Consider the following 26,497-nt stretch of genomic DNA (forward strand, 5'->3'; position numbering starts at 1 on the left):
CGGTCATCCCCGGGCCGGTATCCGCGGCGCGTAGGTGCCGAAGGACCAGAGATTGCCCTCGGGGTCGCGGGCGGTGTAGTCGCGCGACCCGTAGTCCTGGTCGGTGAGCGGCAGCACGATCTGCGCGCCCGCGGCGACCGCCCGCGCGTGATGGGCGTCGGCGTCGGCGACCACCACGTACACCGACACCGGGCCGAGGTGCCCGGCGACCCGGCTGAACGCGCTGCCCGACTGCGTGCTCCCCAGCATCACCAGGCCGTTGCCGTAGGCGAGTTCGGCGTGCTGCACGGTGCCGTCCCCGCCCTCGTGCACCGCCACCTGCGTGAAGCCGAAGGCGTCCTGGAGGAAGGCGAGGGCAGCCCTCGCGTCCTTGTAGCGCAGCGTCGGGCAGATCGCGGGCGCGGCTCCGTCGCCAGCCATGACGATCACCTTCCCCTTCCGGAACATGTCCCACCGGTGTGACGTGGATCTCAGTGTGGCAGGGGGGTACGACAACGGCCCTCGCGCGGGCGCCGCCCCCGGGCCCGCCACGCGGCGGGCCGGTTCAGCGGAAGGTGTCGCAGTCCTTCAGGTCCCCCGAGCGCAGCCCCGCGCCGAACCACTGCTGCCGCTGCGCCGAGGAGCCGTGCGTCCACGAGTCCGGGTCGACCCGGCCCTGCACCCGGGACTGGATCGCGTCGTCCCCGACCGCCGCGGCCGCGTCCAGGCCCTGCCGGATGTCGGTGTCGGTCAGCCCCGTGATCAGCGCGCTGCCGGTGGTCGCGTCGCGCGTGGTCGTGGCGTGGTGCGCCCACACCCCCGCGTAGCAGTCCGCCTGGAGCTCCACCCGCACCGAGCTGCTGTTCGCGCCCGTGCGGCGGTCCTGCGCCGAAGCGAGCGTGCCCGCCAGGTCCTGCACGTGGTGCCCGTACTCGTGGGCGACGACGTAGCTCTCGGCGAAGGGGCCGCCCTCGGCCCCGAAGCGGCGGCTGAGCGTGGCGAAGAAGTCCAGGTCCAGGTAGACCTTGCGGTCCTCCGGGCAGTAGAACGGGCCCGACGACGGGTCGGCGACACCGCAGCCCGTGCGGACCGGCTGGTCGAAGAAGACCGTCGGCGCGGGCCGGTACACCGCGCCCCGGCGCCGGAACTCCGCCGTCCAGTAGTCCTGCACATTGTTGATCACGGCGACCATGCGGCAGTCCTGCCGGGTGTTGGCGTCCGCCCCCGTCCGGCAGCCCGCGGCCAGGTCCGGCCCCGAGGTGGCTCCCGGTGTGCGGGCCGGCGGGTCGTCGGAGAGCCCCAGCTGGTCCGGGCTGATGCCGAAGATCAGCCCCACGACGACCACGATCAGCCCCGCGATGCCGCCGCCCACCATCCGGCCCCGCCCGCCGCCGGACGAGCCGCCACCTCGCCGGTCCTCGACCTCGGAGGGGTCGAGCGGTGCGTCGTCGTCGAACTGCATGGCCCTCATTGTCCGCCGCGGCCTCGCGCCGCGCAGGGGTGCCGTCCGGCCCCGGGGGCCGGAAACCGTTTGCCGGGACACCGCGGTGCCCCCGGTAGACTGGACGCATGGCAGTACTCCACGCGCATTAGACGGCCGTCGCCGACCGCGACCCTCCGCCCGCACGTCGCCCGCCATCCACCACCCACGACGCGCTGGCGCGGCACTCAGACAGCCGTCCGCCACGCCCAGGAGCCCTTCCCGTGATCACTGCCTCAGGCATCGAGCTGCGCGCCGGAGCCCGCGTCCTCATCGAGTCCGCCTCCTTCCGCATCGCCCGCGGCGACCGTGTCGGCCTGGTCGGCCGCAACGGCGCCGGGAAGACCACCCTCACCAAGGTGCTCGCCGGCGAGGGCATGCCCGCCGCCGGCACGGTCACCCGCGCCGGTGAGGTCGGCTACCTGCCGCAGGACCCGCGCACGGGAGACCTGGACGTCCTCGCCCGCGACCGCATCCTGTCCGCCCGCGGACTGGACACCGTCCTGCGCAAGATGCGCGAGAACGAGGAGCGGATGGCGAGCGGCAAGGGCGCCACCCGTGACAACGCGATGAAGAAGTACGCGCGCCTGGAGACGGAGTTCCTCACCAAGGGCGGTTACGCCGCCGAGGCCGAGGCCGCCACCATCGCCGCCGCCCTGAGCCTGCCCGACCGGGTGCTCGCCCAGCCGCTGCACACCCTCTCCGGCGGCCAGCGGCGCCGCGTGGAGCTGGCCCGCATCCTCTTCTCGGACGCCGACACCCTGCTGCTGGACGAGCCGACCAACCACCTGGACGCCGACTCGATCCTGTGGCTGCGGGACTTCCTGAAGACCTACCGGGGCGGCTTCGTCGTCATCTCCCACGACATCAACCTGGTCGAGACGGTCGTCAACAAGGTCTTCTACCTGGACGCCAACCGCTCCCAGATCGACGTCTACAACATGGGCTGGAAGCAGTACCTCACCCAGCGCGAGGCCGACGAGAAGCGCCGCAAGCGCGAGCGCGCCAACGCCGAGAAGAAGGCCGCGACCCTCAACGCCCAGGCCGACAAGATGCGCGCCAAGGCGACCAAGACGGTCGCGGCCCAGAACATGGCGCGCCGCGCCGACAAGCTGCTGTCCGGCCTGGAGGCGGTACGGCAGTCCGACAAGGTCGCCAAGCTGCGCTTCCCGGACCCCGCGCCCTGCGGCAAGACCCCGCTCACGGCCAGCGGCCTGTCGAAGTCGTACGGCTCCCTGGAGATCTTCACCGACGTCGACCTGGCCATCGACCGGGGCTCGCGGGTCGTCATCCTCGGCCTCAACGGCGCCGGCAAGACCACCTTGCTGCGGCTGCTGGCGGGCGCCGAGCAGCCGGACACGGGCGAGGTGATCCCCGGCCACGGCCTGAAGCTCGGCTACTACGCCCAGGAGCACGAGACCCTCGACCCGGACCGGACCGTGCTGGAGAACATGCGCTCGGCGGCGCCCGACATGGACCTGGTCGCCGTCCGCAAGATCCTCGGCTCGTTCCTCTTCTCCGGCGACGACGCCGACAAGCCCGCGGGCGTCCTGTCCGGCGGCGAGAAGACCCGTCTCGCGCTCGCCACCCTCGTCGTCTCCAGCGCCAATGTGCTGCTGCTCGACGAGCCCACCAACAACCTCGACCCGGCCAGCCGCGAGGAGATCCTCGGCGCGCTGCGCACCTTCACCGGCGCCGTCGTCCTCGTCACCCACGACGAGGGCGCGGTGGAGGCGCTCCAGCCGGAGCGGATCATCCTGCTGCCTGACGGCGTCGAGGACCTGTGGGGCAAGGACTACGTGGACCTCGTGTCCCTCGCCTGACCCGCCGGCGGTGGCTCCCGGAGGCCGCCGGGGGCGCCGTCCGGGGGACCGCCGGCCCTCGGCCGATCATCCGTGTGGATCAATCCGCTGGATCATTCGGCCGACGGGTGATCCTTCATCTGTGTGAGACCGGCTCGTACTCCGGCGCGCCCACGTGCGATCCGTCGAACGGCGGCGCCGATCAGCCGCGTCACATGGGCGAACTCCTTACCGACCTTGGTGACCTGCCCTTTCTCGGGCGGGTTAGGGAGGGCCGCGCGGACCGCGCGGCGGAATGCCCGATTTCGCCTCTCACGGCGCCCGGCTCCCACGTCAACAAGGCTCCCAATGTTGTTGCACGGACCTTGCCGAATGGGTGGCCAGGAAGCCTCCTAGGGGTGATCATGAGAGTCACAGAGCGCACTTCCCTAGAGGAGGCACGGGTGGCCGAGACTCTGAAGAAGGGCAGCCGGGTGACCGGCGCCGCGCGCGAGAAGCTCGCGGCAGACCTCAAGAAGAAGTACGACGGCGGGGCAAGCATCCGGGCGCTGGCCGAGGAAACCGGCCGCTCCTATGGCTTCGTCCACCGCATGCTCAGTGAGTCCGGCGTGACCCTGCGTGGTCGCGGCGGAGCCACACGGGGCAAGAAGGTTTCCACGGCCTGACGGGAGTCGGCGCCTGGCACGGCGATATGCAGTGGTCCCGGAGACATGACAGGGCCACCCGGTCGCGGAAGTGACCGACCGGGTGGTTACTCTTCGGTAATCAAATCTGCCGATCGCTCGGAGGTGCCCGATGTCCGACCCCGCAGTGCTGCTTGAGCGTGACGGTGTACGGCTCACGGCGGACGACAGTGTCGCCACCGTGACCTTGTGCAATCCGGCCAAGCGGAACGCCCAGTCGCCCGCATTGTGGCGGGCGCTGGAGGAAGCGGGCCGGCTTCTGCCCGGCAATGTGCGGGTGGTCGTGCTCCGCGCGGAGGGTGTGTCCTTCTCCGCCGGACTCGACCGGCAGGCCTTCACGCCCGAGGGATTCGACGGTGAGCCGTCGTTCATCGATCTCGCCCGTGCGTCCGGGGGCGAACTCGATGCCACGATCGCCGAGTACCAGTCGGCGTTCACCTGGTGGCGGCGCAATGACATCGTCACGATCGCCGTCGTCCAGGGACATGCGATCGGTGCCGGCTTCCAGTTGGCTCTCGCGTGCGATCTGCGCGTCGTCGCCGACGACGTGCAGTTCGCCATGCGTGAGACCGCGCTGGGGCTGGTCCCCGACCTGGCCGGCACCAAGCCGCTGACCGAACTCGTCGGCTACGCACGGGCCCTGGAGATCTGCGCCACCGGTCGCTTCGTCGGCGCCGACGAAGCCGTGCGCACCGGCCTGGCCAACATCGCCGTCGCGGCCGACGCGCTCGACGCCACCGTCCAGGACCTCGCCGCCGCCCTGCTGGCATCGCCCCGCGACGCCGTGATCGAGACCAAGGCGCTGCTCCGCGAGGCCTCCGGCCGTACGTACGAGGAGCAGCGCACCGCCGAACGCGCCGCGCAGGGACGCCGGCTGCGCGACCTCGCGGGCGTCGGGGAGTAGCGGACCGACCCGGTCAGCGACGCGCCCCCGGCACTCCGGCGCCGGGGGCGATGTCGGTGACGACGACGGTGGTGACGTCCCCCGTCACGGCCGTCACCGCCGCGGCGACCGCACGCGCGACATCGCGTGCGCGGTGCCCCGCGCCGACCGCGATCTGCACCCTGGCGGGGTGGGCGTGCCCGCCCAGTCGTGCGGTGAGCCGGGCGACCCCCGGCACCGCGGCGGCGGCCGCCCGCGTGGTGACGTCCCCCGGGGCCGCGTCGTCGGCCGTCGTGCCGTCGGGCCCGGCAGGGAGAACGGCTCCCGACGCCGGGTCCTGCCCGGCCGGTTGGGGCTCCTCGGTGTCCAGCAGTCCCGTGACGGTCAGGTCGACCGCCGCGGGTTCCAGCCCGACGCCGTGCTCCGCGGCCTCCCACAGCGCGTCGCGCAACCGCCGCGCCGAGTAGGGCAGGGGCACGTCCGGCGTGGCCTCGAAGGCGGCCTCGATCCGCAGCGGCAGCCGGGCCAGCGCGCCCGGGGGCGCCGACTCCGGTGCGGGCGCGGCCGCTTGCTCCGGTCCGGCGGCACCGATGCGCAGCCGTCCGAGCCGCACCCCCGGCACCCGCGCGGCGGCTGAGCGCAGCACCGCCGTCGCCGCGCTCTCGGTGACCCACAGCGTGTCCCCGGCGTCCCCCAGCGGCAGGACCCGGCCGAGCCCGAGTTGCCGGCGCACCGCCCGCGCCAGCCGGTCCGCGGTCATCGGCCCTCGCCTCCCTCCACCCCGGGACGTGCGCCCGTGCGCGCCGTCCTCGCCCGGTCGCCGCATCCTCACGGCGCGACGGGGCATGCCCACATAGTGTGGTGCACGGAGCAGCCCGAACCGCTCCCGCCATCGGAAGGTCGAAGGGACGAGGTGGGATGACCGAGACCGTGCAACAGGGCGAGGGCAGGGGCCGGACCCTGGAGAAGGGCACCAGCCCGGGCGCTTCGGCGACCGGCCGCAGGGCGCCCCTCGGCGACCCCGCGACCCGCGGCCGGACCACGATCGCCGACGGGGTGGTGGAGAAGATCGCCGGGCTCGCGGCCCGCGACGTGGAGGGTGTGCACGCCCTCGGTGCCGGGATCCCGCGCGGCTTCGGCGCGGTGCGCGACCGGGTGCCCGTCGGCAAGTCCGGCACCCGCGGCGTGCGTGCGGAGGTCGGCGAGGTGCAGGCCGCGCTCGACCTCGACATCGTCGTCGACTACGGCGTGTCCATTGTGTCGGTCGCCCACGCGGTGCGGGAGAACGTGATCGTCGCCGTCGAGCGGATGACCGGCCTGGAGGTCGTCGAGGTCAACATCGCCGTGGGGGACGTCAAACTGCCCGACGACACGGACGACGACGACCAGGAGCAGCGGGTCCAGTGACATCGGCGCCGGACAACGGCCGCAGGACAGGGAGCGGACCATGAGCATGGCCCTGATCGGACTGATCGTCGGGATGGCGCTCGGCTTCGCCGGGTACTTCGGCGGGTTCGCCGCCTTCCTGCTGGTGGCGGCGCTCGGCGCCGTCGGGTTCCTGGTCGGCCGGTACTTCGACGGCGACCTGGAGCCCGGCGAGTTCTTCCGTACCCGCGACCGGCGGCGGTGAGGCGGCCCGATGAGCACCGCGGAGCCGGGGCGGACGTCCGCCGTTCCGCTCCTCGCCCCCGCCGAACGCGGCTCGTTGCGGATCGCCGACCGCGTCCCGGCGAAGATCGCCGCGCAGGCCGCCCGTGAGACGCTCAAGGGCGCGCCCGGCCAGGAGCACGTGCCGCGCGGCGCGTTCCCGCGGGCGAGCGTCACCGTCCACCGCGACCGGATGCATGTGCGGGTGTCCGTCGAACTCGGCTACCCCGTCGACATCGCCGCGGTGAGCCGTGCGGTGCGGCGGCATGTCGCAGAACGCGTCGAGGAGTTGACCGGGATCGTGGTGCAAGGAGTGGTCGTGGAGGTGGAACGCCTGCACTCGCAGGCCTCGCACGCGGCCGAGGAGGGGAGGGTGCGATGAGCGGCACCGCGCGGACGCGGGAACCCGAGGCCGTCGTGACGGCCTCCCCCCGCGCACGGCGCTTCTGGTCCCCGCGCCGCGTGCCCGCCGCCGTCACCGCGTTCCTGGTGCTGGCGCCGGCCGGTGTGCTGCTCTACGACGTCGCCGCGGTGCGCGCCGGACGCTCCGCCATGGCCTGGCGCACATGGCTCGCGGACGACCTCGCCGCCCGGCCCGTGGGTGACCCGTGGATCCTCGCCGCCGGCTCCGCCGCCGTCCTGCTGGGGCTGTGGCTGATCGTGCTCGCCGCGACGCCCGGGATGCGCGACGTGCTGCCGATGCGCCCGGGAACGCCCGGCGTCCGGGCGGGACTCGACCGGCACGCGGCCGAACTCGCCCTGAGGGACCGCGCGGTGGAGGTGCCGGGGGTGCGCTTCGCGCAGGTCTCCGTGACCCGCAGGGCGGCCGCCGTCCGGGCCGAAGTGGCCTTCCGGGAGACCGCGGAGGTGCGGGCCGACCTGGAGGCGGCCCTCGCCGCGGCCCTCGACGGACTGGGGCTGTACCGCCCGCTCGCGCTGTCGCTGGACGTACGCCGCATGGAAACGGGGTGAGCGCGGTGCGCTCCACGGTCAACCGCGTCCTGCTCGCCCTCGTCGGCCTGGTGCTGCTCCTCGGCGGAGCCTTCGTGCTGTGCGCCGGGACCGGCCTGCTGGACCGGCCCTGGACGGGCCCCCACGACGTCCTGCTCGCCACGGGCGACCGCACCCGGTACACCGGCGCCTCCTGGTGGTGGCCGGCCGTCCTGACCGCCCTGGCGCTGATCGTGCTCGGCGCCCTGTGGTGGCTGCTGGCGCAGCCGCGCGAGCGACGGCTGCGCCGGTTCACCGTGGACGCCGACGACGGGGGCGGGGCGGTCCTGCGCGGCCGCGCCCTGGAGGAGGTCATCGCCGCCGACGCCGCCGAACTGCCGGGCGTCGACCACGCCGCCGCCACCCTCGCCGGGACCCCCACCGCCCCCACGGCCCGGCTCCTGCTCGCCCTCGCCCCGCACGCCGTCCCCGGCAGCGTGCTGGCCGAACTCGACGGTGCGGTCCTGCGCCGGGCGTGCACCTCGGCCGGACTGCCCGCGCTGCCCGCCGAGGCGCGGCTGCGCGCCGTCAGCCACCGCGCGACCCGGGTCACCTGACGGGCCGGGGGCAGCGCTCAGTACTCGCCGCGCGCGCCCCCGTCGACCGGCAGCATCAGCCCGGTCAGGTACGAGGCGGCGGGCGACATCAGGAACGCGGCCGTGCGGCCGAACTCCTCGGGGGTGCCGTAGCGGCGCAGGGCGATGCGTTCGCTGAGGCGGGCGCGGGCGGCCTCGGCGTCGCCGGTGAGGGCGTCGAGTTCGCGGACCCGGTCGGTGTCGACACGGGCGGGGAGCAGCCCGATGACGCGGATGCCGCGCGGTCCCAACTGGTTGGCGAGGTCCTTGGCGTGGCCCGCGAGGCCCGGCCGCAGGCCGTTGGAGATCGCCAGGCCCGGGATCGGCTCGTACACGGACCCGGAGAGCACGAAGCCGATCACCCCGCCCTCGCCCAGTTCCTCCGCCGCCGCGCGCGCCAGCCGCACCGCGCCCAGGTAGACCGACTCGAACGCCGCGCGCCACTGGTCGTCGCCGATGACGTCCGCGGTGCCCGCGGGCGGCCCGCCGACGCTGATCAGCATCCCGTCCAGCCGCCCGAAGTCCCGTCGCGCGGCCATGATCAGCAGCTCCGGCGCCCGGGGGTCGGCGTTGTCGGCGACGACCCCGACGGCGCTGGCGGAACCGCCCAGTTCCGCGACGGCGCCGGCCACCGCCTTCTCGCCGCGCCCGCTGACGACCACCTTCGCGCCGTCGGCGACCAGTTCGCGAGCGGCCGCGAGGCCCAGCCCGCGGCTGGCACCGGTGACGATGTACACCCGATCCCTCAGCCCGAGGTCCATGACGGTTGCCGTGCCCCTTCCGTACCGGACAGCGTGAGTGCCGTGTTGACGAGCCCGATGTGGCTGAACGCCTGGGGGAAGTTACCCAGTTGGCGCCGTTCCACCGGGTCCCACTCCTCCGCGAGCAGGCCCACGTCGTTGCGCAGGCCCAGCAGCCGCTCGAAGAGCTCGCGGGCCTCGTCGCGGCGGCCGGTGCGGTGCAGGGCGTCCGCGAGCCAGAACGAGCAGGCCAGGAAGGCGCCCTCACCGCCCGGCAGACCGTCCACGCTGCTGTCCTCCAGGGTGTAGCGGCGGACGAAGCCGCCGTGGTCCAGCTCCGTGCGCACCGCCTCGACGGTGCCGACCACCCGGTGGTCGGTCACCGGGAGGAAACCGACCTGGGGGATGAGGAGGGTCGCCGCGTCCAGCTCCCGGGAGCCGTAGTACTGCGTGAAGGTGTTGCGCTCCTTGTCGAAGCCCTTGCGGCACACCTCGCGGTGCACCTCGTCGCGCATCGCCCGCCAGGCCGCCGCGTCCCCGGAGAGGTGCGGCCGGGCCTCCAGCGTGCGGACCGCACGGTCGGCGGCCACCCACGCCATCACCTTGGAGTGCACGAAGTGCTGCCGCTCGCCCCGCACCTCCCACAGGCCCTCGTCGGGCCGGCGCCAGGCCGACTCCAGGAAGTTCATCAGCGAGTGCTGCACCGCCCAGGCGTGCGGCTCGTCCTGCATGCCGCGGGTGCGGGCGAGGAAGAGCGAGTCCAGGACCTCGCCGTAGACGTCCAGTTGCAACTGCGTCGCGGCGGCGTTGCCGACGCGCACCGGCAGCGACGCCTCGTAGCCGTCCAGCCACCCCAGCTCCTGCTCGGGCAGCCGCCGCTCGCCCGCGATCCCGTACATGATCTGCAGGTCGGCCGGGTCGCCGGCGACCGCCCGCAGCAGCCAGTCCCGCCAGCGGTACGCCTCCTTGAGGTAGCCGGTGGCGACCAGCACATTGAGGGTCAGTGTCGCGTCGCGCAGCCAGCAGAAGCGGTAGTCCCAGTTGCGCACGCCCCGGATCTCCTCGGGCAGCGAGGTCGTGGCCGCCGCGACGATGCCGCCGCTGGGCGCGTACGTCAGCGCCTTGAGCGTGATCAGCGAGCGCAGTACGGCGTCCCGCCAGGGGCCGTCGTAACGGCACTGGGCCGACCAGGTCTCCCAGTCCCGCACGCTCTGCCGCAGCGCCTCGTGGGGATCGATCGCCCGCGGCCGCCGCTCGTGCGAGGGGTGCCAGGTGAGGGTGAAGGCGACCCGCTCGCCCTTGGAGACGGAGAAGTCCGCGTGGGTCGTGAAGTCCTTGCCGTACATGCGGACCAGCGGCTCGCTGCGCAGCCACACCGAGTCGGGACCGGCGATGGCGATCCGGTGCCCCTCACTGCGGCGCATCCAGGGCACGACGTGCCCGTAGTCGAAGCGCAGCCGCAGCTCACTGCTCATGGGGACGCTGCCGGACACGCCCTCGACGATGCGGATCACATCGGGCGCGCGGTCCCGCTGCGGCATGAAGTCGATCACCTTGACGGTGCCGGAAGGGGTCTCCCAGACGCTTTCCAGCACCAGGGTGTCGCCCCGGTAGGCGCGGCGTGTGCAGGGCTCGTCGCTGGACGCGGACGCGGGTGCGATGCGCCAGTTGCCGTTGTCGTGGCCGCCCAGGAGCGCGGCGAAGCACGCGCCGGAGTCGAAGCGGGGCAGGCAGAGCCAGTCGACTGAGCCGTTCCTGCCGATCAGGGCGACCGTCTGCAGGTCGCCGATGACCGCGTAGTTCTCGATGGGTCCCGCCACGGTGCCGCCTCCGCGCTCGGCCCCCCTTAGAGGGTGCCCCGCGGCCTACGGGGCCGCGACCGCAGCGACGGCCTGGCCGGGCGTCTCCCCGTCCGCGGAGCCGCCGGCGGAGTCGCCGTCCGGGCCCTCCCCGGGGCCTGCCGCCGCCGCTTGGGCGGCCTGCGCCGCCGCGAGCCGCTCCTTGCGCTCGCGGCGCACCAGGATGACCCAGCCGACCGGCACCATGGCGGTGAACAGCCACCACTGGATGGCGTAGCCCATGTGCATGCCGATGCTGCTGTGGTCCGGTTCGGGGATCAGCTCCGGCTGGTGACCGGTGGGCTTCGGCGAAGTGGCGGACAGCTCCATGTAGCCGCCGACCGGCTTCTCGCCGGCCGGCAGGTCCTTGGCGACCAGTCCGCTGTTGATCAACATGATCATGCGGTCGGGGAGGCCGCCCTTGTTCCTGATCCCGGTCTCGCCGGTGGTCTCGTCGGGGCGCAGCCGTCCGGTGACGGTGACCTCGCCGGAGGGCGCGGCCGGGACCTTCGGGAACTTCGTGAGGTTGCCGCCGGCCGCGATCCAGCCCCGGTTGACCAGCACCGCGCGGCCGTCGGCCATGACCAGGGGGGTGATGACGTGGTACCCGATGCTGTCCCCGTCGGCGGCCGTGCGCTGCCGGGCGACGACCTCGTGGGCGGTGTCGTAGCGGCCGGTCGCGGTGACCGTCCGGTAGATGTCCTTCTTCGGGACGACCGCCCCCGGGCCGGTCAGCGACTCCACGGGGAGGGGGGCCGCCTTGAGGTTGTCCGAGATCAGGTGGTTGTTCGCCACCCGGCGCTCGTGCCGGTGCAACTGCCAGAAGCCCAGCCGCACCATGGTGGGCATCATCAGCAGTCCGACGAGGGTGAGGATCACCCACTGGCGGGACAACAGGAAGCGGTACACCCCATGACCGTACAACTCGGTCGCGGGGCGCTTTCGGCAGGGGTCGGACGCCGTGGCGTCACCGCCCGGCGGCGGCCCGCCCCGCGCCGTTCACCTCCCGGACGCCGCGGACCCGACGCGGTCGACGATGCCGGTACGGCCCTCGGCCTTGGCGCAGTGCCCGCCGCAGTACCAGTGGCCGTCCACCTCGACGCCGTGGCCGACGATACGGACCCGGCAGTGCTCGCAGATGGGGGCCATCCGGTGGATGGCGCACTCGAAGCTGTCGAAGACGTGCACGGCCCCCTGGGCATGCACCTCGAAGCTCATGACGTAGTCGTTGCCGCAGACTTCACATCGGGCCATGAGGCCCAGCGTGCGGGTGGGGCGGGGGCGCGGCAAACCGGGGGCGGGTGCGTCGGCCCGGCACCACCCGAACGGCTGCCGCGGGCCGTCTCAGCCGTGCACGTCGGGTGCCGGCGCCACGTCCTTGAGGAGTTCGGCGAAGCGCCGCTCGTCGATGACGGGGGTGCCCAGCTGGCGGGCCCGCACCGTCTTGCCGGTGAGGGAGCCCGGGTCGTTGGTGACCAGCAGGCTGGTGAGCCGGCTGACGCCGGACGCCACGTGCAGCCCGGCCTCGGTCGCCCGGTCCTCCAGCAGTTCGCGGTCGACGTTCGTGTCCCCCGAAAAGGCGACCCGCATCCCCTGGACCAGCGGGCCGCCCTGCTCCAACCGTCCGGGATTGGGGTAGGGGCAGGCGGGCCGCTTCCGGCTGGTCCGCCAGCTCATGGGCCGGTACGTCGAGCGGTAACCGGCGGCCACCGACCGCGGTTCGGTGGCGGTGTCGATCCACTCCGTGAGCGGGCGGCAGGCGTGCAGGGGCAGCCGCAGGCCCCCGGCCGCGGCCTGGTGGAGGCTGGGGCGGAAGACCTCGGCCAGGACGCGGGCGTCGTCCAGGGCGTGGTGGGCGCGCTGCTGCACGACGCCGTAGTGCGCGGCCAGCGACCCCAGTTTGTGGTTGGGCAGCGGCAGGCCCAGCTCCTTGGACAGCACAATGGTGCACAGCCGGTGCTCCACCGGCGCGACCGTCCGGGCGCGGGCGAACTCCCGGGACAGCATCGACCAGTCGAAGACCGCGTTGTGGGCGACGAGGACGCGCCCCGCCAGCCGGGCCGCCAGTTCCTCCGCGATCTCGCCGAACAGGGGCGCGTCGGCGAGCATGTCGGAGGTGAGGCCGTGGATCCACACCGGGCCCGGGTCCCGCTGCGGGTTGACCGGGGAGTACCAGTGGTCCTGCACCTCGCCGCGCGCGTCCAGCCGGTAGACGGCGGCGGAGACTATCCGGTCGTCGCGGCCGAGCCCGGTGGTCTCGACGTCCACGACGGCGTACCCGTCGGGGTAGGCCTCGGGCCACGGTGGCTGCGGGAGCTGGGACACGTGCATGGTGGAACACAATACGGGCGGCCACCGACACCCCGGACCGGCCCCGTCCGGCTCCGCCCCGGTCAATGCCGCCTGGACGGGCCGGACACGGGTCGCCGGGGCCGGTGCGGGTAACGGCTCCACCTGTGGCTGACGGGCCGTCAGGTCGGTGTCCCGGGGGCGCGTCTGCCGCCCCTGCCCAACAGGACCGGGCCCGTCCGATCCCGCTGCCCGACAAGCCTGTTGGGCCCGGCGGGCGGCAGCCGCGTCGAGGTGCGGCCCGGAGCGCGGCCCGCCCCGGGAAAATACTGATGGGTAACGACATCTGTTCGCCGGGCGCCGGGCGGCCCTATGGTTCCGCCATGCCGCAACTGCCCGATGCCGTGATGTGGTCGATACCCGCATTCGTGCTGCTCACCGTCCTGGAGGTGATCAGCTACCGGATCCACCCGGACGAGGACGCCGCCGGGTACGGCGCCAAGGACACCGCGACCAGTCTGTCGATGGGACTCGGCAGTCTCCTCTTCGACTTCCTGTGGAAGTTCCCGATCGTCGCGATCTACACCGGGGTGTACGCCCTGACCCCGCTCCGCGTGCCCGTCGTCTGGTGGACGATTCCGCTGATGCTCCTGGTGCAGGACTTCTTCTACTACTGGCAGCACCGCGGGCACCACGTGATCCGCGTCCTGTGGGCGTGCCACGTCATCCACCACTCCAGCAGGAAGTTCAACCTCTCCACCGCGCTGCGCCAGCCGTGGACGAGTCTGACGTCCTGGCCGTTCTACCTCCCGCTGATCGCCTGCGGTGTGCATCCTGCGGCCCTCGCCTTCTGCTCCTCCCTCAACCTCGTCTACCAGTTCGGCATCCACACCGAGCGCGTCGGGAAGCTGCCGGGCCCCGTCGAGTTCGTCTTCAACACCCCCTCCCACCACCGGGTCCACCACGCCTCGCAGGGCGGCTACCTCGACCGCAACTTCGGCGGCATCCTGATCCTCTGGGACCGGCTCTTCGGGTCCTTCGCCGCCGAGGCCGAACGGCCGGTGTACGGCCTGACGAAGAACATCGCCACCTTCAACCCGCTGCGCGTGGCCACCCACGAGTACGCCGCCATTGCCCGCGATGTCGCCTCCGCGCGCACCTGGCGCGACCGGGCCGGCCACCTGCTGCGCGGCCCCGGCTGGTCGCCCCGGCCCGAGGGCCCGGCGGCGTGAGCGCGCACCAGGGAGCCGTGCAAGCTGGGGACTCCTCCCGTCGTGCACCTCGTGCCGCCCGCGCGGCCCTCGTGGTGTTCGCCGCCGTCTGCGCCGTCCACCTGGTGGCGACGGCGTTGCCGTCACAGGGGGCGGGCGTCGTGGAGGACGTCACCAAGGCGCTGCTGATGCCCGCGCTGGCGGCCTGGGCGGCGCTGCGGGGCGGCCCCCGCGTACTGGTCGCCGCGCTGCTGCTGGGCTGGGCCGGCGACATGCTCCTGCAGTTCGGCGGGGACACGGCGTTCCTCGCGGGCATGGGCTGCTTCGCGGCCGGCCACGTCTGCTATCTCACACTTCTCGCGCGGCGCGGGGCGTTCTCCGTCCCCGCCCGGACCCGCTGGGCGGCGGCCGGGTACACCTTGGTGTGGCTTGCCGCGATCACCGTGCTGTGGTCCGGGCTGCCGCCCGCCCTGCGGGTCCCGGTCGCCGTCTACAGCCTGCTGCTGACGGCGGTCGCGGCCGGCGGTGCGGCACTCGGCACCCCGGCCGCGGCGGCCGGCGGCGCGCTGTTCCTGCTCTCGGACACCCTCATCGCGACCCGGCTGGCCGGGCTCCCGCAGCCGCCCGCCGCCGGATTCTGGATCATGCTCACGTACCTCGCGGCGCAGTTCCTCCTCGCGGCCGGACTGTACGGTGGTACGTCCCCACTCCTCCGCACAGCCAGGACGGCTTCCGTATGCGCGCCACCGTGATCCACGCCCCCCACGACATCCGCGTGGAGGAGGTGCCCGACCCGGTCGTCCGGCAGCCCACGGACGCCGTCGTGCGCGTGGTGCTGGCCTGCATCTGCGGCAGCGACCTGTGGGCCTACCGCGGCGTCGCGTCGCGGCAGCCGGGGCAGCGCATCGGGCACGAGTTCCTCGGCGTGGTGGAGGAGACCGGTTCCGACGTGTCGGGGCTGAAGCGCGGCGACCTGGTGGTGTCCCCGTTCGTCTGGTCCGACGGCGTCTGCGCGTACTGCGCCGACGGCCTCACCACCTCGTGCACCGAGGGCGGCTTCTGGGGCGAGGTCGGCTCCGACGGCGGCCAGGGCGAGGCCGTGCGCGTGCCGTTCGCGGACGCCACCTTGGTGCGGCTGCCCGCCGAGGCGCTGTCCGACGAGCGGCTGCTGACCGCCCTGCTGACCCTCTCCGACGTGCTGGGCACCGGTCACCACGCGGCGGTCGGCGCGGGGGTCCGGCCCGGCTCCACTGTCGCGGTCGTCGGCGACGGCGCGGTGGGCCTGTGCGGCGTGCTGGCCGCGCGGCGGCTCGGCGCCGAGCGCATCATCGCCCTCGGCCGGCACGAGGCGCGCACCGCCATCGCCCGCTCCTTCGGGGCCACCGACGTGGTGGCCGAGCGCGGCGAGGCGGCGGTCGCCGCGGTCCGCGAACTGACCGGCGGCCAGGGCGCCCACGCGGTGATCGAGGCCGTCGGCACCGAGCAGTCCATGCGCACCGCGGTCGCCGTCACGCGCGACGGCGGTGCCATCGGCTATGTCGGCGTCCCCCACGGCAGCGGCACCGGCCTGGACCTGAGCGACATGTTCGACCGCAACATCGCCCTGCACGGCGGCGTCGCCCCTGTGCGCACCTACATCCCCGAGCTGCTGCCGGACGTGCTGGACGGCACTGTGGACCCGTCCGCCGTCTTCGACCTGACGGTCGGTCTGGACGGTGTCCCCGGCGGCTACAAGGCGATGGACGAGCGCACCGCCCTCAAGACCCTGGTGAGGGTCTGAGAGCGGTGCGCCGGCGCCTTGTGCGTCCCCGTCGCCTAGGTCACTCGGTGACGGCGTCCAGGGCGTCCACGATGCCGTGGCCGTAGAAGCTGTTGACGTTCGGCCCGCCGGTGCAGGTGGCGTCCTGCACGCCGTTGCCGTCGGGGTCGTACAGTCCCGTCGGGCAACCCGGGTTGTCGGCCTGCGCCTTGAGCATCTCCTGCAGCTCCTCCGGTGAGGCGTGCCGGTGGGTGCTCTTCAGGAGCGCGGCGACTCCCGCCACGTGCGGCGAGGCCATCGACGTGCCCTGGAGCCAGCCGTAGGTGTTGCCGGGCAGCGTCGACAAGATGCGGCCGTTTCCGGACGGGGTGCCCGGGACCTGGAAGCGGTCACCGCCGGGGGCGGCGACGTCGACCACCCCGAGGCCGTAACTGGAGTAGTACGACTTCAGGTTCCGCACGCCGGTCGCGGAGACGGTGACGACGCCCGGCAGCTGGGTCGGGATGTCCCAGCAGACGTGCGGGTCGACGGTCCGGGTGACCGGGGTGGAGTCGTCGGGGCTGGTGGTGTCGACGATCGCGGTGGAGTCGAGGTCGTGGTTGGAGTTGCCCGCCGAGGCGATGTTCAGCACGCCCTTGTCCTCGGAGTACCGCGCGGCGCGGTCGACGGCGTCGACGATGGCGCGCTGGTCGGGGTCGTCGAGGCAGTTGTAGAGCCACGGGTCGACGTAGTAGCTGTTGTTGGTGATCTCGATGCTGTTCTCGGCGGCGAAGACGAAGGCGCAGACGACGCTCTCCGGGTAGAAGAGCTGCGTGACGGGGTCGGCCACCTTGATGGAGGCGACGCGCACGCCCGGGGCCACACCGGCGACGCCGATGCCGTTGCGCGCGGCCGCGATCTCACCCGCCACATGGGTGCCGTGGTAGGCGTCGGCGCTGTACGGGCGCCAGGCGCCGGGGCTGGTGTCGGCCACGCCGCCCACGCAGTTGGCGGACTGCTTGGCCGAGAAGTTGGCCGCCAGGTCGGGGTGGGTGTCGTCGACGCCGGTGTCGATGACGGCGACGGTGACATGCCGGTCGCCGGGGTCGATCCGCGCCGCCTTGTCGGCGCCGATGGCCGCCAGGTCCCACTGGTCCGCCTCCAGCGGCTCCTGTGCGGGGCCCGCCTTGGACCTGGCCGCGGCGGCCTCGGCCGCCGTGATCCGCTCCGGGGCGCCCAGTTCGGTCGTGGAGGCGGTCGACAGCGCCGCGGTGCGGGTGGCGCCCGCCGACTCCACGCCGCGCACCGTGCGCATGGCGGTGGCGAAGGAGGGGTTCGCCGAGTGGACGACGATCACGCCGATCTTCTTGTACGTCGCGACGATGTCACCGCCGTTGCGGTCCACCGCCTGCTGGACGTCCTTGATGGTCCCGCTGTTGGTCCGGGTGGTGTTGACCACGTACGACAGCACCGGGCCGTCGGCGGCGGCGGTGCCGTCGCCCGGGGCCGTGCCGGCGGCGGCCGCCGAGGCGGCGTTCGGCAGGAACGCGAGAGCACCTGCCAGCACCATGCCGATGGGTATCGCGAGGGCGCGGCGCCGTCCTGGCAGGGGAGCCATGGGATCTCCAATCGTCCGACTGGCCGTCACCGCGGCGGGGTTGCCGCCGGACGGGTACATGACGAGGGAACCTAGCGCCGCCCCGAGCACCCCTTCAATGCGTATGCGAGGAAAGCTCGGATTCCGGTTGGTAAGGACCTGACAATTTTCAACCACCGCCCCCTGTCGAACCCCATGGTCACGCCTTTACCATGCGCGGGTCCGATCTTTGCGTGACGTAGCTCACGTCCGGCTCGCGTCGCGTGCTCGTGCCTGCCCAGCTCCGTCCCCCCAGGAGGCATCGTGGATTCCGCACGACAGTCGGCTACCTCCGGTCCGCCGTCAGCGGCCTCGTACGCCGAGGTGCAGGCGAGCGCGGAGTTCGCCCAACTGCGCCGCTCCCACCGCTCGTTCGCGTTCCCGCTCACCATCGCGTTCATCACCTGGTACCTGCTGTACGTCCTGCTGTCGAACTACGCGGGCGGCTTCATGGACACCAAGGTGGTGGGCCACATCAATGTCGCCCTCGTCTTCGGGCTCGCCCAGTTCGCCACCACCTTCGGCATCGCCCTGTGGTACTCCCGCCACGCGAACGCCAAGCTCGACCCGCACTCCGACGCCATCAAGGCGCGCATGGAGAGCGCTCAGGACACCGGTGAGACCGAGAGCACGGAGGCCTCCGCATGACCGCGCCGCACACCATGGCAGCCCAGGTCCTCGCGGCCGGGGCCGGCGACCACCGGACGCTGATCATCAGCCTCTTCTCGGTGTTCGTCGTGGCGACCCTCGGCATCACCGTCTGGGCCGGACGCCAGACCAAGGACGCCACCGACTTCTACGCCGGCGGCCGCTCCTTCAGCGGTTTCCAGAACGGTCTCGCCATCTCCGGCGACTACATGTCGGCCGCCTCGTTCCTCGGCATCGCCGGCTCCATAGCCCTCGTCGGCTACGACGGCTTCCTGTACTCGATCGGCTTCCTCGTCGCCTGGCTGGTGGCGCTGCTGCTGGTCGCCGAACCGCTGCGCAACTCCGGCCGGTTCACCATGGCCGACGCCCTGGCCTTCCGGCTCCGCCAGCGCCCCGTGCGCACCGCCGCGGGCATCTCGACCATCGTTGTCAGCATCTTCTACCTGCTGGCGCAGATGGTCGGCGCCGGCGCCCTGGTGGCCCTGCTGCTCGGCATCACCGGTGAGGGCCCGCGGCGGCTGATCGTCGTCCTCGTCGGCGTCGTCATGGTGCTGTACGTGACGATCGGCGGCATGAAGGGCACCACCTGGGTGCAGATGGTCAAGGCGGTGCTGCTCATCGGCGGCACCCTGCTGATCACCATCCTGGTCTTCACCAAGTTCCACTGGAACCTGTCCACGCTGCTGGGCGCGGCGGCGGAGAAGAGCGGAAAGGGCTCGGCCTTCCTGGAGCCCGGCCTGAAGTACGGCGTCACCGCGACCTCGAAGATCGACTTCATCTCGCTGGGACTGGCCCTCGTGCTCGGCACCGCGGGACTGCCGCACATCCTGATCCGCTTCTACACCGTCCCCACGGCCCGGGCCGCCCGTACGTCGGTCAACTGGGCGATCGGCATCATCGGCTGCTTCTACCTGATGACCATCGCGCTGGGCTTCGGTGCCGCCGCTCTGCTCACCCCGGAGACCATCACCACCTCCAACGCGGCGGGCAACACCGCGGCCCCCCTGCTGGCCCAGGAGATCGGCGGCGGCGCCGGCTCCACAGGCGGCGCCATCCTCCTCGCGGTGATCTCGGCGGTCGCCTTCGCCACCATCCTGGCCGTGGTCGCGGGGCTCACCCTCGCCTCGTCGTCCTCCTTCGCGCACGACCTGTACGCCAATGTCATCCGCAAGGGGACGGCGAGCGAGAAGGAGGAGATCGCCGCGGCCAAGATCGCGGCGGTCGCCATCGGGGCCGTCGCCATCCTGCTCGGCATCTTCGCGGGGAAGCTCAACATCGCCTTCCTGGTCGCCCTGGCCTTCGCCGTGGCGGCCTCGGCGAACCTGCCGACCCTGCTCTACAGCCTGTTCTGGAAGCGCTTCAACACCAGCGGCGCGCTGTGGAGCATCTACGGCGGCCTGATCACCTCCGTGGTCCTGGTGGTCTTCTCGCCGGTCGTGTCCGGCAAGGCGACCGCGATGTTCCCCGGCGAGGACTTCCACTGGTTCCCGCTGGAGAACCCGGGCATCGTCTCCATCCCCGTCGGTTTCCTGTTCGGCATCCTGGGCACGCTCCTGTCCAAGCCCGAACCCGACGCCGACAGCAAGTACGCGGAGCTCGAGGTCCGCTCCCTCACCGGAGCCGGAGCGCACTGAAACAGACTGTTGAACGTCAGTGCCGTCCCGTAGGCTGCGAAGTAACGGGACGGCACTGCCGTACCACCGACCCCACCGCAGGAGGGAGCCACGCCGTGCTGCTGGACACCTACGGCCGGATCGCCACCGATCTGCGGGTCTCCCTGACCGACCGGTGCAATCTGCGCTGCACGTACTGCATGCCGGAAGAAGGGCTCCAGTGGCTCGGGAAGCCCGAGCTGCTCACCGACGACGAGATCGTCCGCCTGGTGCGCATCGCCGTCACGCTGCTCGGGGTCGAGGACGTCCGCTTCACCGGCGGCGAGCCCCTGCTGCGCCCCGGGCTCGTCGGCATCGTGGAGCGCTGCGCCGCCCTCGAACCCCGCCCCAGGCTCTCCCTCACCACCAACGGCGTCGGCCTGGAGCGCACCGCCGCCGCCCTGCGGGCTGCCGGACTGAACCGGGTCAACGTCTCCCTCGACACCCTGCGCCCCGAGGTCTTCCAGGAGCTGACCCGCCGCAAGCGCCACCATGACGTCCTGCGCGGCCTGGAGGCCGCCCGGGAGGCCGGGCTGACCCCCGTCAAGGTCAACAGCGTGCTGATGCGCGGGGTCAACGACGACGAGGCCCCCGACCTGCTCGCCTGGGCCCTCGCGCAGGGCTACGAGCTGCGCTTCATCGAGCAGATGCCGCTCGACGCCCAGCACGGCTGGCAGCGGTCCGACATGGTCACCGCCGAGGAGATCCTCGCGAGCCTGGCCACGAAGTTCGCCCTCACCCCCGAACCCGGTGAGGCACGCGGTCACGCCCCCGCCGAACGCTGGCTGGTCGACGGCGGCCCCGCACGGGTCGGGGTCATCGCCTCCGTCACCCGCCCGTTCTGCCGCGCCTGCGACCGCACCCGCCTGACCGCCGACGGCCAGATACGCAACTGCCTGTTCGCCCGCGAGGAGTCGGACCTGCGCGGCGCGCTGCGCTCCGGTGCGTCCGACGAGGAGATCGCCACGTTGTGGAAGGCCGCGATGTGGGGCAAGAAGGCCGGCTCCGGGCTCGACGACCCCGCGTTCCTGCAGCCCGACCGCCCGATGTCAGCGATCGGCGGCTGAGTCCCGTCCGGCCGCCGCTTCCTCCCACTCCTCGAAGCGTACGACGTCCTTGAGGAACCCGCGCACGCCCAGGAACGAGGCCAGGTGCTCGCGGTGCTCCTCGCACGCCAGCCACGTCTTGCGGCGTTCCGGAGTGTGGAGCTTGGGGTTGTTCCAGGCGAGCACCCACACGGCGGGGACCCGGCACCCCTTGGCGGAGCAGATCGGCGATTCGTTGGTCACGAACCCCATCCAAACATGGCGACGCCGGGCAGCCACGGGGGGAGCCGCCCGGCGTCGGTCCGTCGCTCCGACGGGGGATGCGGAGCGCGTACGCAGTATGCCACGCGCAAAGGCCCCCAGTGGAGTGGATCCCCATGATTGATCTGAGCTTTTCCTGAGCTTCCAAGGGCGGAGAAGGCTCAGCCGCGACCGGAGGAAGAGCGTCCGTCCGCTTCCGTCCCGGCCTCCGCGGGACGCCGCTCCCGCCCCGGTCCCAGCGCCGGGGGGACGACCGGCGGCAGGTGCGAGGAGGGCAGGTTGCGGGCGTTCTCCCGGCCCGCGTTGGCGAGCACCACGGCGATGTACGGGAGCACCAGCCCGGCGGCGAGCGCCACCCACGCCAGCGGCGTCCACACGTGCCACAGGACGACGGCCAGGATGAAGGAAACGGTGCGCACGGACATCGAGATGATGTAGCGGCGCTGCCGGGCCCGGACGTCCTCGGTGAGCCCCGCCGCCGTCCCCGTGATCCGGAAGACCCCGGGATCAGTGTGCTTCCGCATCACGTTCCACCGCCCGCTCGAAGTGCCGGAAGCTCCCATTTCCGTACACCTCCACGTTACGCCCCGTGTCCGCCGCATTCGAGAGCGGGGGGCGGCCTGCGGGTGACACCCCGCAACCGCCGTACGGCGTATGGCGGTATCCCGCATGCGACGTACCGGCGGCGCGCAGAGACTGACGGCATGAACTGGGTCTGGGCGATCATCGTCGGCATCGTGCTCGGCTTCCTCGCGAAGCTCCTCCTGCCGGGCAGGCAGGACATCCCCTGGTGGCTCACCGTCATCTGCGGCATCCTCGGCGCGTTCCTCGGGAACGCGGTCTCCGGCTGGCTCGGCGTCAAGCACACCGCGGGCATCGACTGGATCCGGCATGTCCTGCAGATCCTGGGCGCCATCCTCATCGTGGCCGTGGTGACGCCGCTGTGGGGCTCGCTCCGCGGCAGACGGCAACGCACCGCCGTCTGACCCCCCGCCGCCTCAGGCGTGGCGCTGCCGCAGAAACGCGGCCGGCACCCGGTCGGTGAGCCACACGCCGTTGGCGCTCACCCGGAAGACGTGGCCGGTGGCGGCCAGTCCCGCGGCATCCACCTCGAGCACCACGGGACGGCCGTGCCGCGACCCCACGCGCACGGCCGTCTCCACGTCCGCCGACAGGTGCACGTCCTGACGCGTCATCGGGCGCAGCCCCTCGGCCAGCACGATCGGCAGGGTCGTGCTCGCGGTGCCGTGGTAGAGGACGGCCGGCGGCTCGGTGGCGGCCAGACCGAGGTCGACCTCCACCGAGTGGCCCTGGCTGGCCCTGATCCGCCGGCCGTCCTCCGAATACGCGTACCGCTTCTTGTTGTTGTTCGCCACGACGTGGTCCAGGTCGGCACGCGAGAAGCGCCGGCCCGCCTGGGCGGACGCGGCCATCAGCACGTCCACGTCCACCCAGCCCCCCTCGTCGAGGGCGATCCCGATCGAACCCGGATCGTGCCGCAGCACGCGGGCCAGGAACTTCGAGACCTTGACCGTCTGCTTCTCGTCCATCGCCCACCCCTTGTCGCCGGTCAGACCCCCTGGCTGACCGAACTCATGTTGAAGTCCGGGATCCGCATCGCGGGGAACGCGGCCCGGGTGAACCAGTCGCCCCACTCGCGCGGCAGCGTCCGCTCGGTGCGGCCCACCTCGGTGACCCGGCCCAGCAGGTCCACCGGCGACTCGTTGAACCGGAAGTTGTTGACCACGCCGGTCACCTCGCCGCCCTCCACCAGGTAGACCCCGTCGCGGGTCAGCCCGGTCAGCAGCAGGGTGGCCGGGTCCACCTCGCGGATGTACCACAGGCACGTCAGCAGCAGCCCGCGCCCGGTGTCCGCGACCATCTCCTCCAGCGAGCGCTTGCCGCCGCCGTCGAGGATCAGGTTGCCCCCGACCGGCGTCGTCGGAAGGCCGGTCAGCCCCGCGCTGTGCCGGGTCGTGAACAGCCGCCGCAGCACACCCTCGCGGAGCCAGTCGGTCGGCTCGACCGGCAGCCCGTTGTCGAAGACCGACGAGTCGTCACCCGAGGCGTGCGCGATGACGAACGGCGCCGACTCCAGGCCGGGTTCGCGGGGGTCGCTGCGCAGCGTCAGCGGCAGGTCCGACAGCCGCTCGCCGATCCGGGTGCCCCCGCCGGGCTTGCTGAAGACCGTGCGGCCCTCCGCCGCGTCCCGGGCCGCCGCGCTCCACTGCTGGTAGATCACCAGGTCCGCCACCGCCGAGGGCGGCAGCAGCGTCTCGTACCGCCCGGCGGGCAGGTCGATCCGGCGCTCTGCCCAGGCAAGCCGCTGCGCCAGGTCGGCGTCGAGTGCCGCCGGGTCGACGTCGGTGAAGTCGCGGGTGGCCGCGCCGGCCCACGCCGAGCGGGACATGTCCTCGGACTTGGCGTTGATCTCGAGCGTGCCGCTGGGCTGGTCGTGGCGCAGCCGCAGGCCCGTCGAGGTGCCCAGGTAGGTGGAGGTGACGCTGTGCTGGGCGAAGCCGTACAGCCGCCGGCCGCCGGCCCGGGCGACCGCGAAGGACTCGCCGAGCGCCGGGGCGAAGGCCGCGAAGACCTCCGAGCCGGTCTCCGCGGGCGGCTCGGTGAACGAGGCGCTCGCGGGCACTCCCTCGACCAGCGGCTGGGCGTCCTCGGCCGGCCCCGCGTCGCGCGCCGCCGCCTCGGCGGCCCGCACCAGCGGCTCCAGGTCGTCGGCGGTGACCGCGGCCCGCGACACCACGCCCGAGGCGGTGCCCTGCGCGCCGTTCACGGTCGCGATCACCGTGAGGGTGCGGCCGCGGGTCACGCCGTTGGTGGTCAGGGCGTTGCCCGCCCAGCGCAGGTTGGCCGAGGAGTCCTCGTCGGCGATGACCACGCAGCCGTCCGTACGGGACAGCTCCAGGGCCCGCTCGACGATCTCGTGGGGCTTGGAGAGGGTGCTCATCGACCGGCCTCCTGCGTGGTGTTGAGGATGTTCACGCCGCGGAAGAGCGCGGACGGGCAGCCGTGCGAGACGGCGGCGACCTGGCCCGGCTGGGCCTTGCCGCAGTTGAAGGCGCCACCGAGGACGTAGGTCTGCGGACCGCCGACGGCCTCCATGGAGCCCCAGAAGTCGGTGGTCGTCGCCTGGTAGGCGACATCGCGCAGCTGGCCGGCCAGTTCGCCGTTCTCGATCCTGAAGAAGCGCTGCCCGGTGAACTGGAAGTTGTAGCGCTGCATGTCGATGGACCACGAGCGGTCGCCGACGATGTAGATCCCGCGCTCCACGCCGCCGATCAGCTCCCGCGTCGACGGGCCGTCCGGAGCGGGCTGCAGCGACACGTTCGCCATCCGCTGCACCGGCACATGGCCGGGGGAGTCGGCGTAGGCGCAGCCGTTGGAGCGCTCGAAACCGGTCAGCCGGGCGATGCGGCGGTCCAGCTGGTAGCCGACCAGGACGCCGTCCTTGATCAGGTCCCAGGACTGGCCGGCGACGCCCTCGTCGTCGTAGCCGACGGTCGCCAGGCCGTGCTCGGCGGTGCGGTCGCCGGTGACGTTCATGAGCGCGGAGCCGTACTGCAGCTTGCCGAGCTGGTCGAAGGTGGCGAAGGAGGTGCCGGCGTAGGCGGCCTCGTAGCCCAGCGCGCGGTCCAGCTCGGTGGCGTGGCCGATCGACTCGTGGATGGTCAGCCAGAGGTTGGACGGGTCGACCACCACGTCGTACGCGCCCGCCTCCACCGAGGGGGCCGCCATCTTCTCGGCGAGCAGCTCCGGGATCTCCGCGAGCTCCGCGTCCCAGTCCCAGCCCGTGCCGGTCAGGTACTCCCAGCCGCGGCCGGCCGGCGGGGCCAGGGTGCGCATGGAGTCGAACTCGCCGGAGTCCGGGTCCACCGCGACGGCGGTCAGCTGGGGGTGCACCCGCACCCGCTGCTGGGTCGTGGTCGTGCCCCACGTGTCGGCGTAGAACTTGTTCTCGTGGACGGTCATGAGGGAGGCGTCGACGTGCGACACGCCCGGGGCCGCCAGCAGTCTGCCGCTCCACTCGGCCAGCAGAGCGGTCTTGTCGGCATCGGGCACATCGAACGGGTCGACCTCGTACGCCGAGACCCAGAGCTTGTCCGCGTGCACCGGCTCCGGCGCGAGCTGCACACGCTCGTCCGAGCCCGCCGCGGCGATCACCTTCGCGGACAGCTTCGCCATGGCGACCGCCTGGCCGGCCACCCGCGCCGCGGCGTCCATCGTCAGGTCCACCCCGGAGGCGAAACCCCAGGCCCCGCCGTGCACCACGCGCACCGCGTAGCCCATGTCCGTCGTGTCCGAGGATCCGGACGGTCTGCCGTCGCGCAGCCGCCAGGCCGCGCCGCGCACCCGCTCGAAGCGGAAGTCCGCGTGCTCCGCGCCCAGCGCGCGGGCGCGTGCCAGCGCGGCGTCGGCCAGCGCCCTCAGCGGCAGCGCCAGAAATGACTGATCGACCTCATGGGGCACGACGGCCTCCCCTTCTGCCCGATGCCTCAACGTCGGTGTGCGTCATGTGCTCCGCAGTGAATCATGCCCCTCCGACACCGCCCCCGCCTGCCCTTTTCTGTAGGGACTCGACAGCGACGCGCACAGGCCCCTGTCGGGGGTCGATTCTCCGTACCGCCGCGTAGGCAGATAGTTTTTCGGTGTACAAGACCACTATGGAAAGGGTGATCCGTTGAGCCGCTCGGTTCTCGTCACCGGAGGAAACCGGGGCATCGGCCTCGCCATCGCCCGGGCCTTCGCCGACGCCGGTGACCAGGTCGCCATCACCTACCGCTCGGGCGAGCCGCCGGCCGGCTTCCTCGCCGTCCGGTGCGACATCACGGATCCCGAGCAGGTCGAGCAGGCCTACAAGGAGATCGAGGAGAAGCACGGTCCCGTCCAGGTGCTGGTGGCCAACGCCGGCGTCACCCGTGACCAGCTGCTGCTGCGCATGTCGGAGGAGGACTTCACCTCCGTCATCGACACCAACCTCACCGGCACCTTCCGCATGGTCAAGCGTGCCTCGAAGGCGATGCTGCGCGCCCGCAAGGGCCGCGTCGTGCTGATCTCCTCGGTGGTGGGCCTGACGGGTCAGGCGGGGCAGGCGAACTACGCCGCCTCCAAGGCCGGCCTGGTGGGCTTCGCCCGCTCCCTCGCCCGCGAGCTCGGCTCGCGCAACATCACCGTCAACGTCGTCGCCCCCGGCTTCGTCGACACCGACATGACCCGCGTGCTCACCGAGGAGCAGCGCAAGGGCATCGTCGGCCAGGTCCCGCTGGGCCGGTACGCGGAGCCCGAGGAGATCGCCGCCTCGGTCCGCTTCCTCGCCTCCGACGAGGCCGCATACATCACTGGAGCCGTCATTCCCGTGGACGGCGGATTGGGCATGGGTCACTGAG

Annotated in this window: 30 protein-coding genes; 16 read left to right on the top strand and 14 right to left on the bottom strand. The window is 72.5% G+C overall.

Annotated features, from left to right (window positions below; genetic code table 11):
* Positions 1–3: 3 nt before the first annotated feature.
* Together ACIP64_RS12435 and ACIP64_RS12440 are read right to left on the bottom strand one after the other, a co-directional pair.
* On the bottom strand, positions 4–420 hold the full coding sequence (locus ACIP64_RS12435; RefSeq protein ID WP_401584600.1) for a VOC family protein: 417 nt from the start codon (positions 418–420) through the stop codon (positions 4–6).
* 124 nt (positions 421–544) lie between these two features.
* Positions 545–1,441: a neutral zinc metallopeptidase gene (locus tag ACIP64_RS12440; protein ID WP_401584603.1), complete on the bottom strand. Its 897-nt coding sequence runs from the start codon at positions 1,439–1,441 to the stop codon at positions 545–547.
* Between the two features lie 242 nt (positions 1,442–1,683).
* Between ACIP64_RS12440 and ACIP64_RS12445 the strand changes: the two genes are divergently transcribed.
* The 3 genes from ACIP64_RS12445 (at position 1,684) to ACIP64_RS12455 (ending at position 4,848) form a co-directional block, all read left to right on the top strand.
* A complete protein-coding gene (locus tag ACIP64_RS12445; RefSeq protein WP_401584606.1) occupies positions 1,684–3,282 on the top strand; it encodes an ABC-F family ATP-binding cassette domain-containing protein in 1,599 nt (532 codons plus the stop codon).
* Between the two features lie 422 nt (positions 3,283–3,704).
* On the top strand, positions 3,705–3,926 hold the full coding sequence (locus ACIP64_RS12450) for a helix-turn-helix domain-containing protein (RefSeq protein WP_018560612.1): 222 nt from the start codon (positions 3,705–3,707) through the stop codon (positions 3,924–3,926).
* 130 nt (positions 3,927–4,056) lie between these two features.
* Positions 4,057–4,848, top strand: coding sequence for an enoyl-CoA hydratase/isomerase family protein (locus tag ACIP64_RS12455; RefSeq protein ID WP_401584609.1), 792 nt, complete (start codon positions 4,057–4,059; stop codon positions 4,846–4,848).
* 13 nt (positions 4,849–4,861) lie between these two features.
* On the opposite strand, the gene ACIP64_RS12460 is transcribed toward ACIP64_RS12455, so the two are convergent.
* The gene (locus tag ACIP64_RS12460; RefSeq protein ID WP_401584612.1) at positions 4,862–5,587 is read right to left on the bottom strand and encodes a nucleopolyhedrovirus P10 family protein; all 726 of its coding nucleotides are present in this window, start codon (positions 5,585–5,587) and stop codon (positions 4,862–4,864) included.
* A 158-nt stretch (positions 5,588–5,745) separates the two neighbouring features.
* On the opposite strand from ACIP64_RS12460, the gene ACIP64_RS12465 reads away from it, so the two are divergent.
* From ACIP64_RS12465 to ACIP64_RS12485, 5 genes are read left to right on the top strand one after another with little or no spacing between them, the layout of a single operon-like run.
* Positions 5,746–6,234 (top strand): Asp23/Gls24 family envelope stress response protein, encoded by a 489-nt coding sequence (locus ACIP64_RS12465; RefSeq protein WP_360912352.1) that lies wholly within the window; start codon positions 5,746–5,748, stop codon positions 6,232–6,234.
* Between the two features lie 40 nt (positions 6,235–6,274).
* On the top strand, positions 6,275–6,457 hold the full coding sequence (locus ACIP64_RS12470; RefSeq protein ID WP_319661257.1) for a hypothetical protein: 183 nt from the start codon (positions 6,275–6,277) through the stop codon (positions 6,455–6,457).
* Positions 6,458–6,466: 9 nt separating this feature from the next.
* Positions 6,467–6,856: an Asp23/Gls24 family envelope stress response protein gene (locus tag ACIP64_RS12475; protein ID WP_401584615.1), complete on the top strand. Its 390-nt coding sequence runs from the start codon at positions 6,467–6,469 to the stop codon at positions 6,854–6,856.
* Positions 6,853–7,446: a DUF6286 domain-containing protein gene (locus tag ACIP64_RS12480; protein WP_401584618.1), complete on the top strand. Its 594-nt coding sequence runs from the start codon at positions 6,853–6,855 to the stop codon at positions 7,444–7,446. Before ACIP64_RS12475 ends, ACIP64_RS12480 begins: the two co-directional genes overlap by 4 nt.
* Complete coding sequence (locus ACIP64_RS12485) at positions 7,443–8,021, top strand: alkaline shock response membrane anchor protein AmaP (protein WP_401584621.1); 579 nt, start codon at positions 7,443–7,445, stop codon at positions 8,019–8,021. The genes ACIP64_RS12480 and ACIP64_RS12485 overlap by 4 nt, the downstream gene beginning before the upstream one ends.
* A gap of 17 nt (positions 8,022–8,038) precedes the next feature.
* Here the strand turns inward: ACIP64_RS12485 and ACIP64_RS12490 are convergent, their stop codons facing one another.
* The 5 genes from ACIP64_RS12490 to ACIP64_RS12510 all read right to left on the bottom strand — a co-directional run bounded on the left by ACIP64_RS12490 (position 8,039) and on the right by ACIP64_RS12510 (position 12,948).
* Positions 8,039–8,800, bottom strand: a complete 762-nt coding sequence (locus ACIP64_RS12490) for an SDR family oxidoreductase (protein WP_401584623.1) — start codon at positions 8,798–8,800, stop codon at positions 8,039–8,041.
* Positions 8,785–10,599: a glycoside hydrolase family 15 protein gene (locus ACIP64_RS12495; RefSeq protein ID WP_401584626.1), complete on the bottom strand. Its 1,815-nt coding sequence runs from the start codon at positions 10,597–10,599 to the stop codon at positions 8,785–8,787. Before ACIP64_RS12495 ends, ACIP64_RS12490 begins: the two co-directional genes overlap by 16 nt.
* A gap of 45 nt (positions 10,600–10,644) precedes the next feature.
* Entirely contained in the window at positions 10,645–11,526 is an 882-nt protein-coding gene (locus tag ACIP64_RS12500; protein ID WP_401584629.1) for an SURF1 family protein, read from the bottom strand.
* Between the two features lie 90 nt (positions 11,527–11,616).
* Positions 11,617–11,871 carry a hypothetical protein gene (locus ACIP64_RS12505; protein ID WP_401584631.1) on the bottom strand — a complete coding sequence of 85 codons (255 nt, stop codon included), beginning with the start codon at positions 11,869–11,871 and terminating at the stop codon, positions 11,617–11,619.
* A gap of 90 nt (positions 11,872–11,961) precedes the next feature.
* Positions 11,962–12,948, bottom strand: a complete 987-nt coding sequence (locus tag ACIP64_RS12510; protein WP_401584634.1) for a DEDDh family exonuclease — start codon at positions 12,946–12,948, stop codon at positions 11,962–11,964.
* Between the two features lie 341 nt (positions 12,949–13,289).
* Here ACIP64_RS12510 and ACIP64_RS12515 point away from each other — a divergent pair, with 341 nt between their 5' ends.
* Genes ACIP64_RS12515 through ACIP64_RS12525 form a run of 3 tightly spaced genes read left to right on the top strand, consistent with a single transcriptional unit; the run spans position 13,290 to position 15,897 of the window.
* Positions 13,290–14,138: a sterol desaturase family protein gene (locus ACIP64_RS12515; RefSeq protein WP_401584637.1), complete on the top strand. Its 849-nt coding sequence runs from the start codon at positions 13,290–13,292 to the stop codon at positions 14,136–14,138.
* Between the two features lie 17 nt (positions 14,139–14,155).
* On the top strand, positions 14,156–14,869 hold the full coding sequence (locus ACIP64_RS12520) for a lysoplasmalogenase family protein (protein ID WP_401584639.1): 714 nt from the start codon (positions 14,156–14,158) through the stop codon (positions 14,867–14,869).
* On the top strand, positions 14,854–15,897 hold the full coding sequence (locus ACIP64_RS12525; protein ID WP_401584642.1) for a zinc-dependent alcohol dehydrogenase family protein: 1,044 nt from the start codon (positions 14,854–14,856) through the stop codon (positions 15,895–15,897). Before ACIP64_RS12520 ends, ACIP64_RS12525 begins: the two co-directional genes overlap by 16 nt.
* Positions 15,898–15,937: 40 nt before the next feature.
* Here ACIP64_RS12525 and ACIP64_RS12530 read toward each other — a convergent pair whose 3' ends face one another.
* Positions 15,938–17,473 carry a S8 family serine peptidase gene (locus tag ACIP64_RS12530; RefSeq protein ID WP_401584645.1) on the bottom strand — a complete coding sequence of 512 codons (1,536 nt, stop codon included), beginning with the start codon at positions 17,471–17,473 and terminating at the stop codon, positions 15,938–15,940.
* Between the two features lie 282 nt (positions 17,474–17,755).
* On the opposite strand from ACIP64_RS12530, the gene ACIP64_RS12535 reads away from it, so the two are divergent.
* The 3 genes from ACIP64_RS12535 to moaA all read left to right on the top strand — a co-directional run bounded on the left by ACIP64_RS12535 (position 17,756) and on the right by moaA (position 20,858).
* Positions 17,756–18,139 carry a DUF485 domain-containing protein gene (locus ACIP64_RS12535; protein WP_401584648.1) on the top strand — a complete coding sequence of 128 codons (384 nt, stop codon included), beginning with the start codon at positions 17,756–17,758 and terminating at the stop codon, positions 18,137–18,139.
* Positions 18,136–19,773, top strand: coding sequence for a cation acetate symporter (locus ACIP64_RS12540; RefSeq protein ID WP_401584650.1), 1,638 nt, complete (start codon positions 18,136–18,138; stop codon positions 19,771–19,773). Before ACIP64_RS12535 ends, ACIP64_RS12540 begins: the two co-directional genes overlap by 4 nt.
* Before the next feature lie 95 nt (positions 19,774–19,868).
* Positions 19,869–20,858, top strand: a complete 990-nt coding sequence (gene moaA, locus ACIP64_RS12545; RefSeq protein WP_401584653.1) for a GTP 3',8-cyclase MoaA — start codon at positions 19,869–19,871, stop codon at positions 20,856–20,858.
* Here the strand turns inward: moaA and ACIP64_RS12550 are convergent.
* Both ACIP64_RS12550 and ACIP64_RS12555 read right to left on the bottom strand, forming a co-directional pair.
* Positions 20,841–21,089: a hypothetical protein gene (locus ACIP64_RS12550; protein WP_360912384.1), complete on the bottom strand. Its 249-nt coding sequence runs from the start codon at positions 21,087–21,089 to the stop codon at positions 20,841–20,843. The genes moaA and ACIP64_RS12550 overlap by 18 nt on opposite strands.
* Positions 21,090–21,259: 170 nt before the next feature.
* Positions 21,260–21,622, bottom strand: coding sequence for a DUF3099 domain-containing protein (locus tag ACIP64_RS12555; protein WP_401584656.1), 363 nt, complete (start codon positions 21,620–21,622; stop codon positions 21,260–21,262).
* 180 nt (positions 21,623–21,802) lie between these two features.
* Between ACIP64_RS12555 and ACIP64_RS12560 the strand changes: the two genes are divergently transcribed.
* The gene (locus ACIP64_RS12560) at positions 21,803–22,084 is read left to right on the top strand and encodes a GlsB/YeaQ/YmgE family stress response membrane protein (RefSeq protein ID WP_401584658.1); all 282 of its coding nucleotides are present in this window, start codon (positions 21,803–21,805) and stop codon (positions 22,082–22,084) included.
* 12 nt (positions 22,085–22,096) lie between these two features.
* Here ACIP64_RS12560 and ACIP64_RS12565 read toward each other — a convergent pair whose 3' ends face one another.
* From ACIP64_RS12565 to ACIP64_RS12575, 3 genes are read right to left on the bottom strand one after another with little or no spacing between them, the layout of a single operon-like run.
* Positions 22,097–22,648 (bottom strand): RNA 2'-phosphotransferase, encoded by a 552-nt coding sequence (locus ACIP64_RS12565; protein WP_401584661.1) that lies wholly within the window; start codon positions 22,646–22,648, stop codon positions 22,097–22,099.
* Positions 22,649–22,668: 20 nt separating this feature from the next.
* Positions 22,669–24,060, bottom strand: coding sequence for a metallopeptidase TldD-related protein (locus tag ACIP64_RS12570; RefSeq protein WP_401584664.1), 1,392 nt, complete (start codon positions 24,058–24,060; stop codon positions 22,669–22,671).
* The gene (locus tag ACIP64_RS12575; RefSeq protein WP_401584667.1) at positions 24,057–25,580 is read right to left on the bottom strand and encodes a TldD/PmbA family protein; all 1,524 of its coding nucleotides are present in this window, start codon (positions 25,578–25,580) and stop codon (positions 24,057–24,059) included. Before ACIP64_RS12575 ends, ACIP64_RS12570 begins: the two co-directional genes overlap by 4 nt.
* Positions 25,581–25,791: 211 nt before the next feature.
* Here ACIP64_RS12575 and fabG point away from each other — a divergent pair, with 211 nt between their 5' ends.
* On the top strand, positions 25,792–26,496 hold the full coding sequence (gene fabG, locus ACIP64_RS12580) for a 3-oxoacyl-[acyl-carrier-protein] reductase (RefSeq protein ID WP_401584669.1): 705 nt from the start codon (positions 25,792–25,794) through the stop codon (positions 26,494–26,496).
* Position 26,497 lies beyond the last annotated feature (1 nt).

Source organism: Streptomyces sp. NPDC088733 (genome assembly GCF_044751185.1).
Classification (GTDB): Bacteria; Actinomycetota; Actinomycetes; order Streptomycetales; family Streptomycetaceae; genus Actinacidiphila.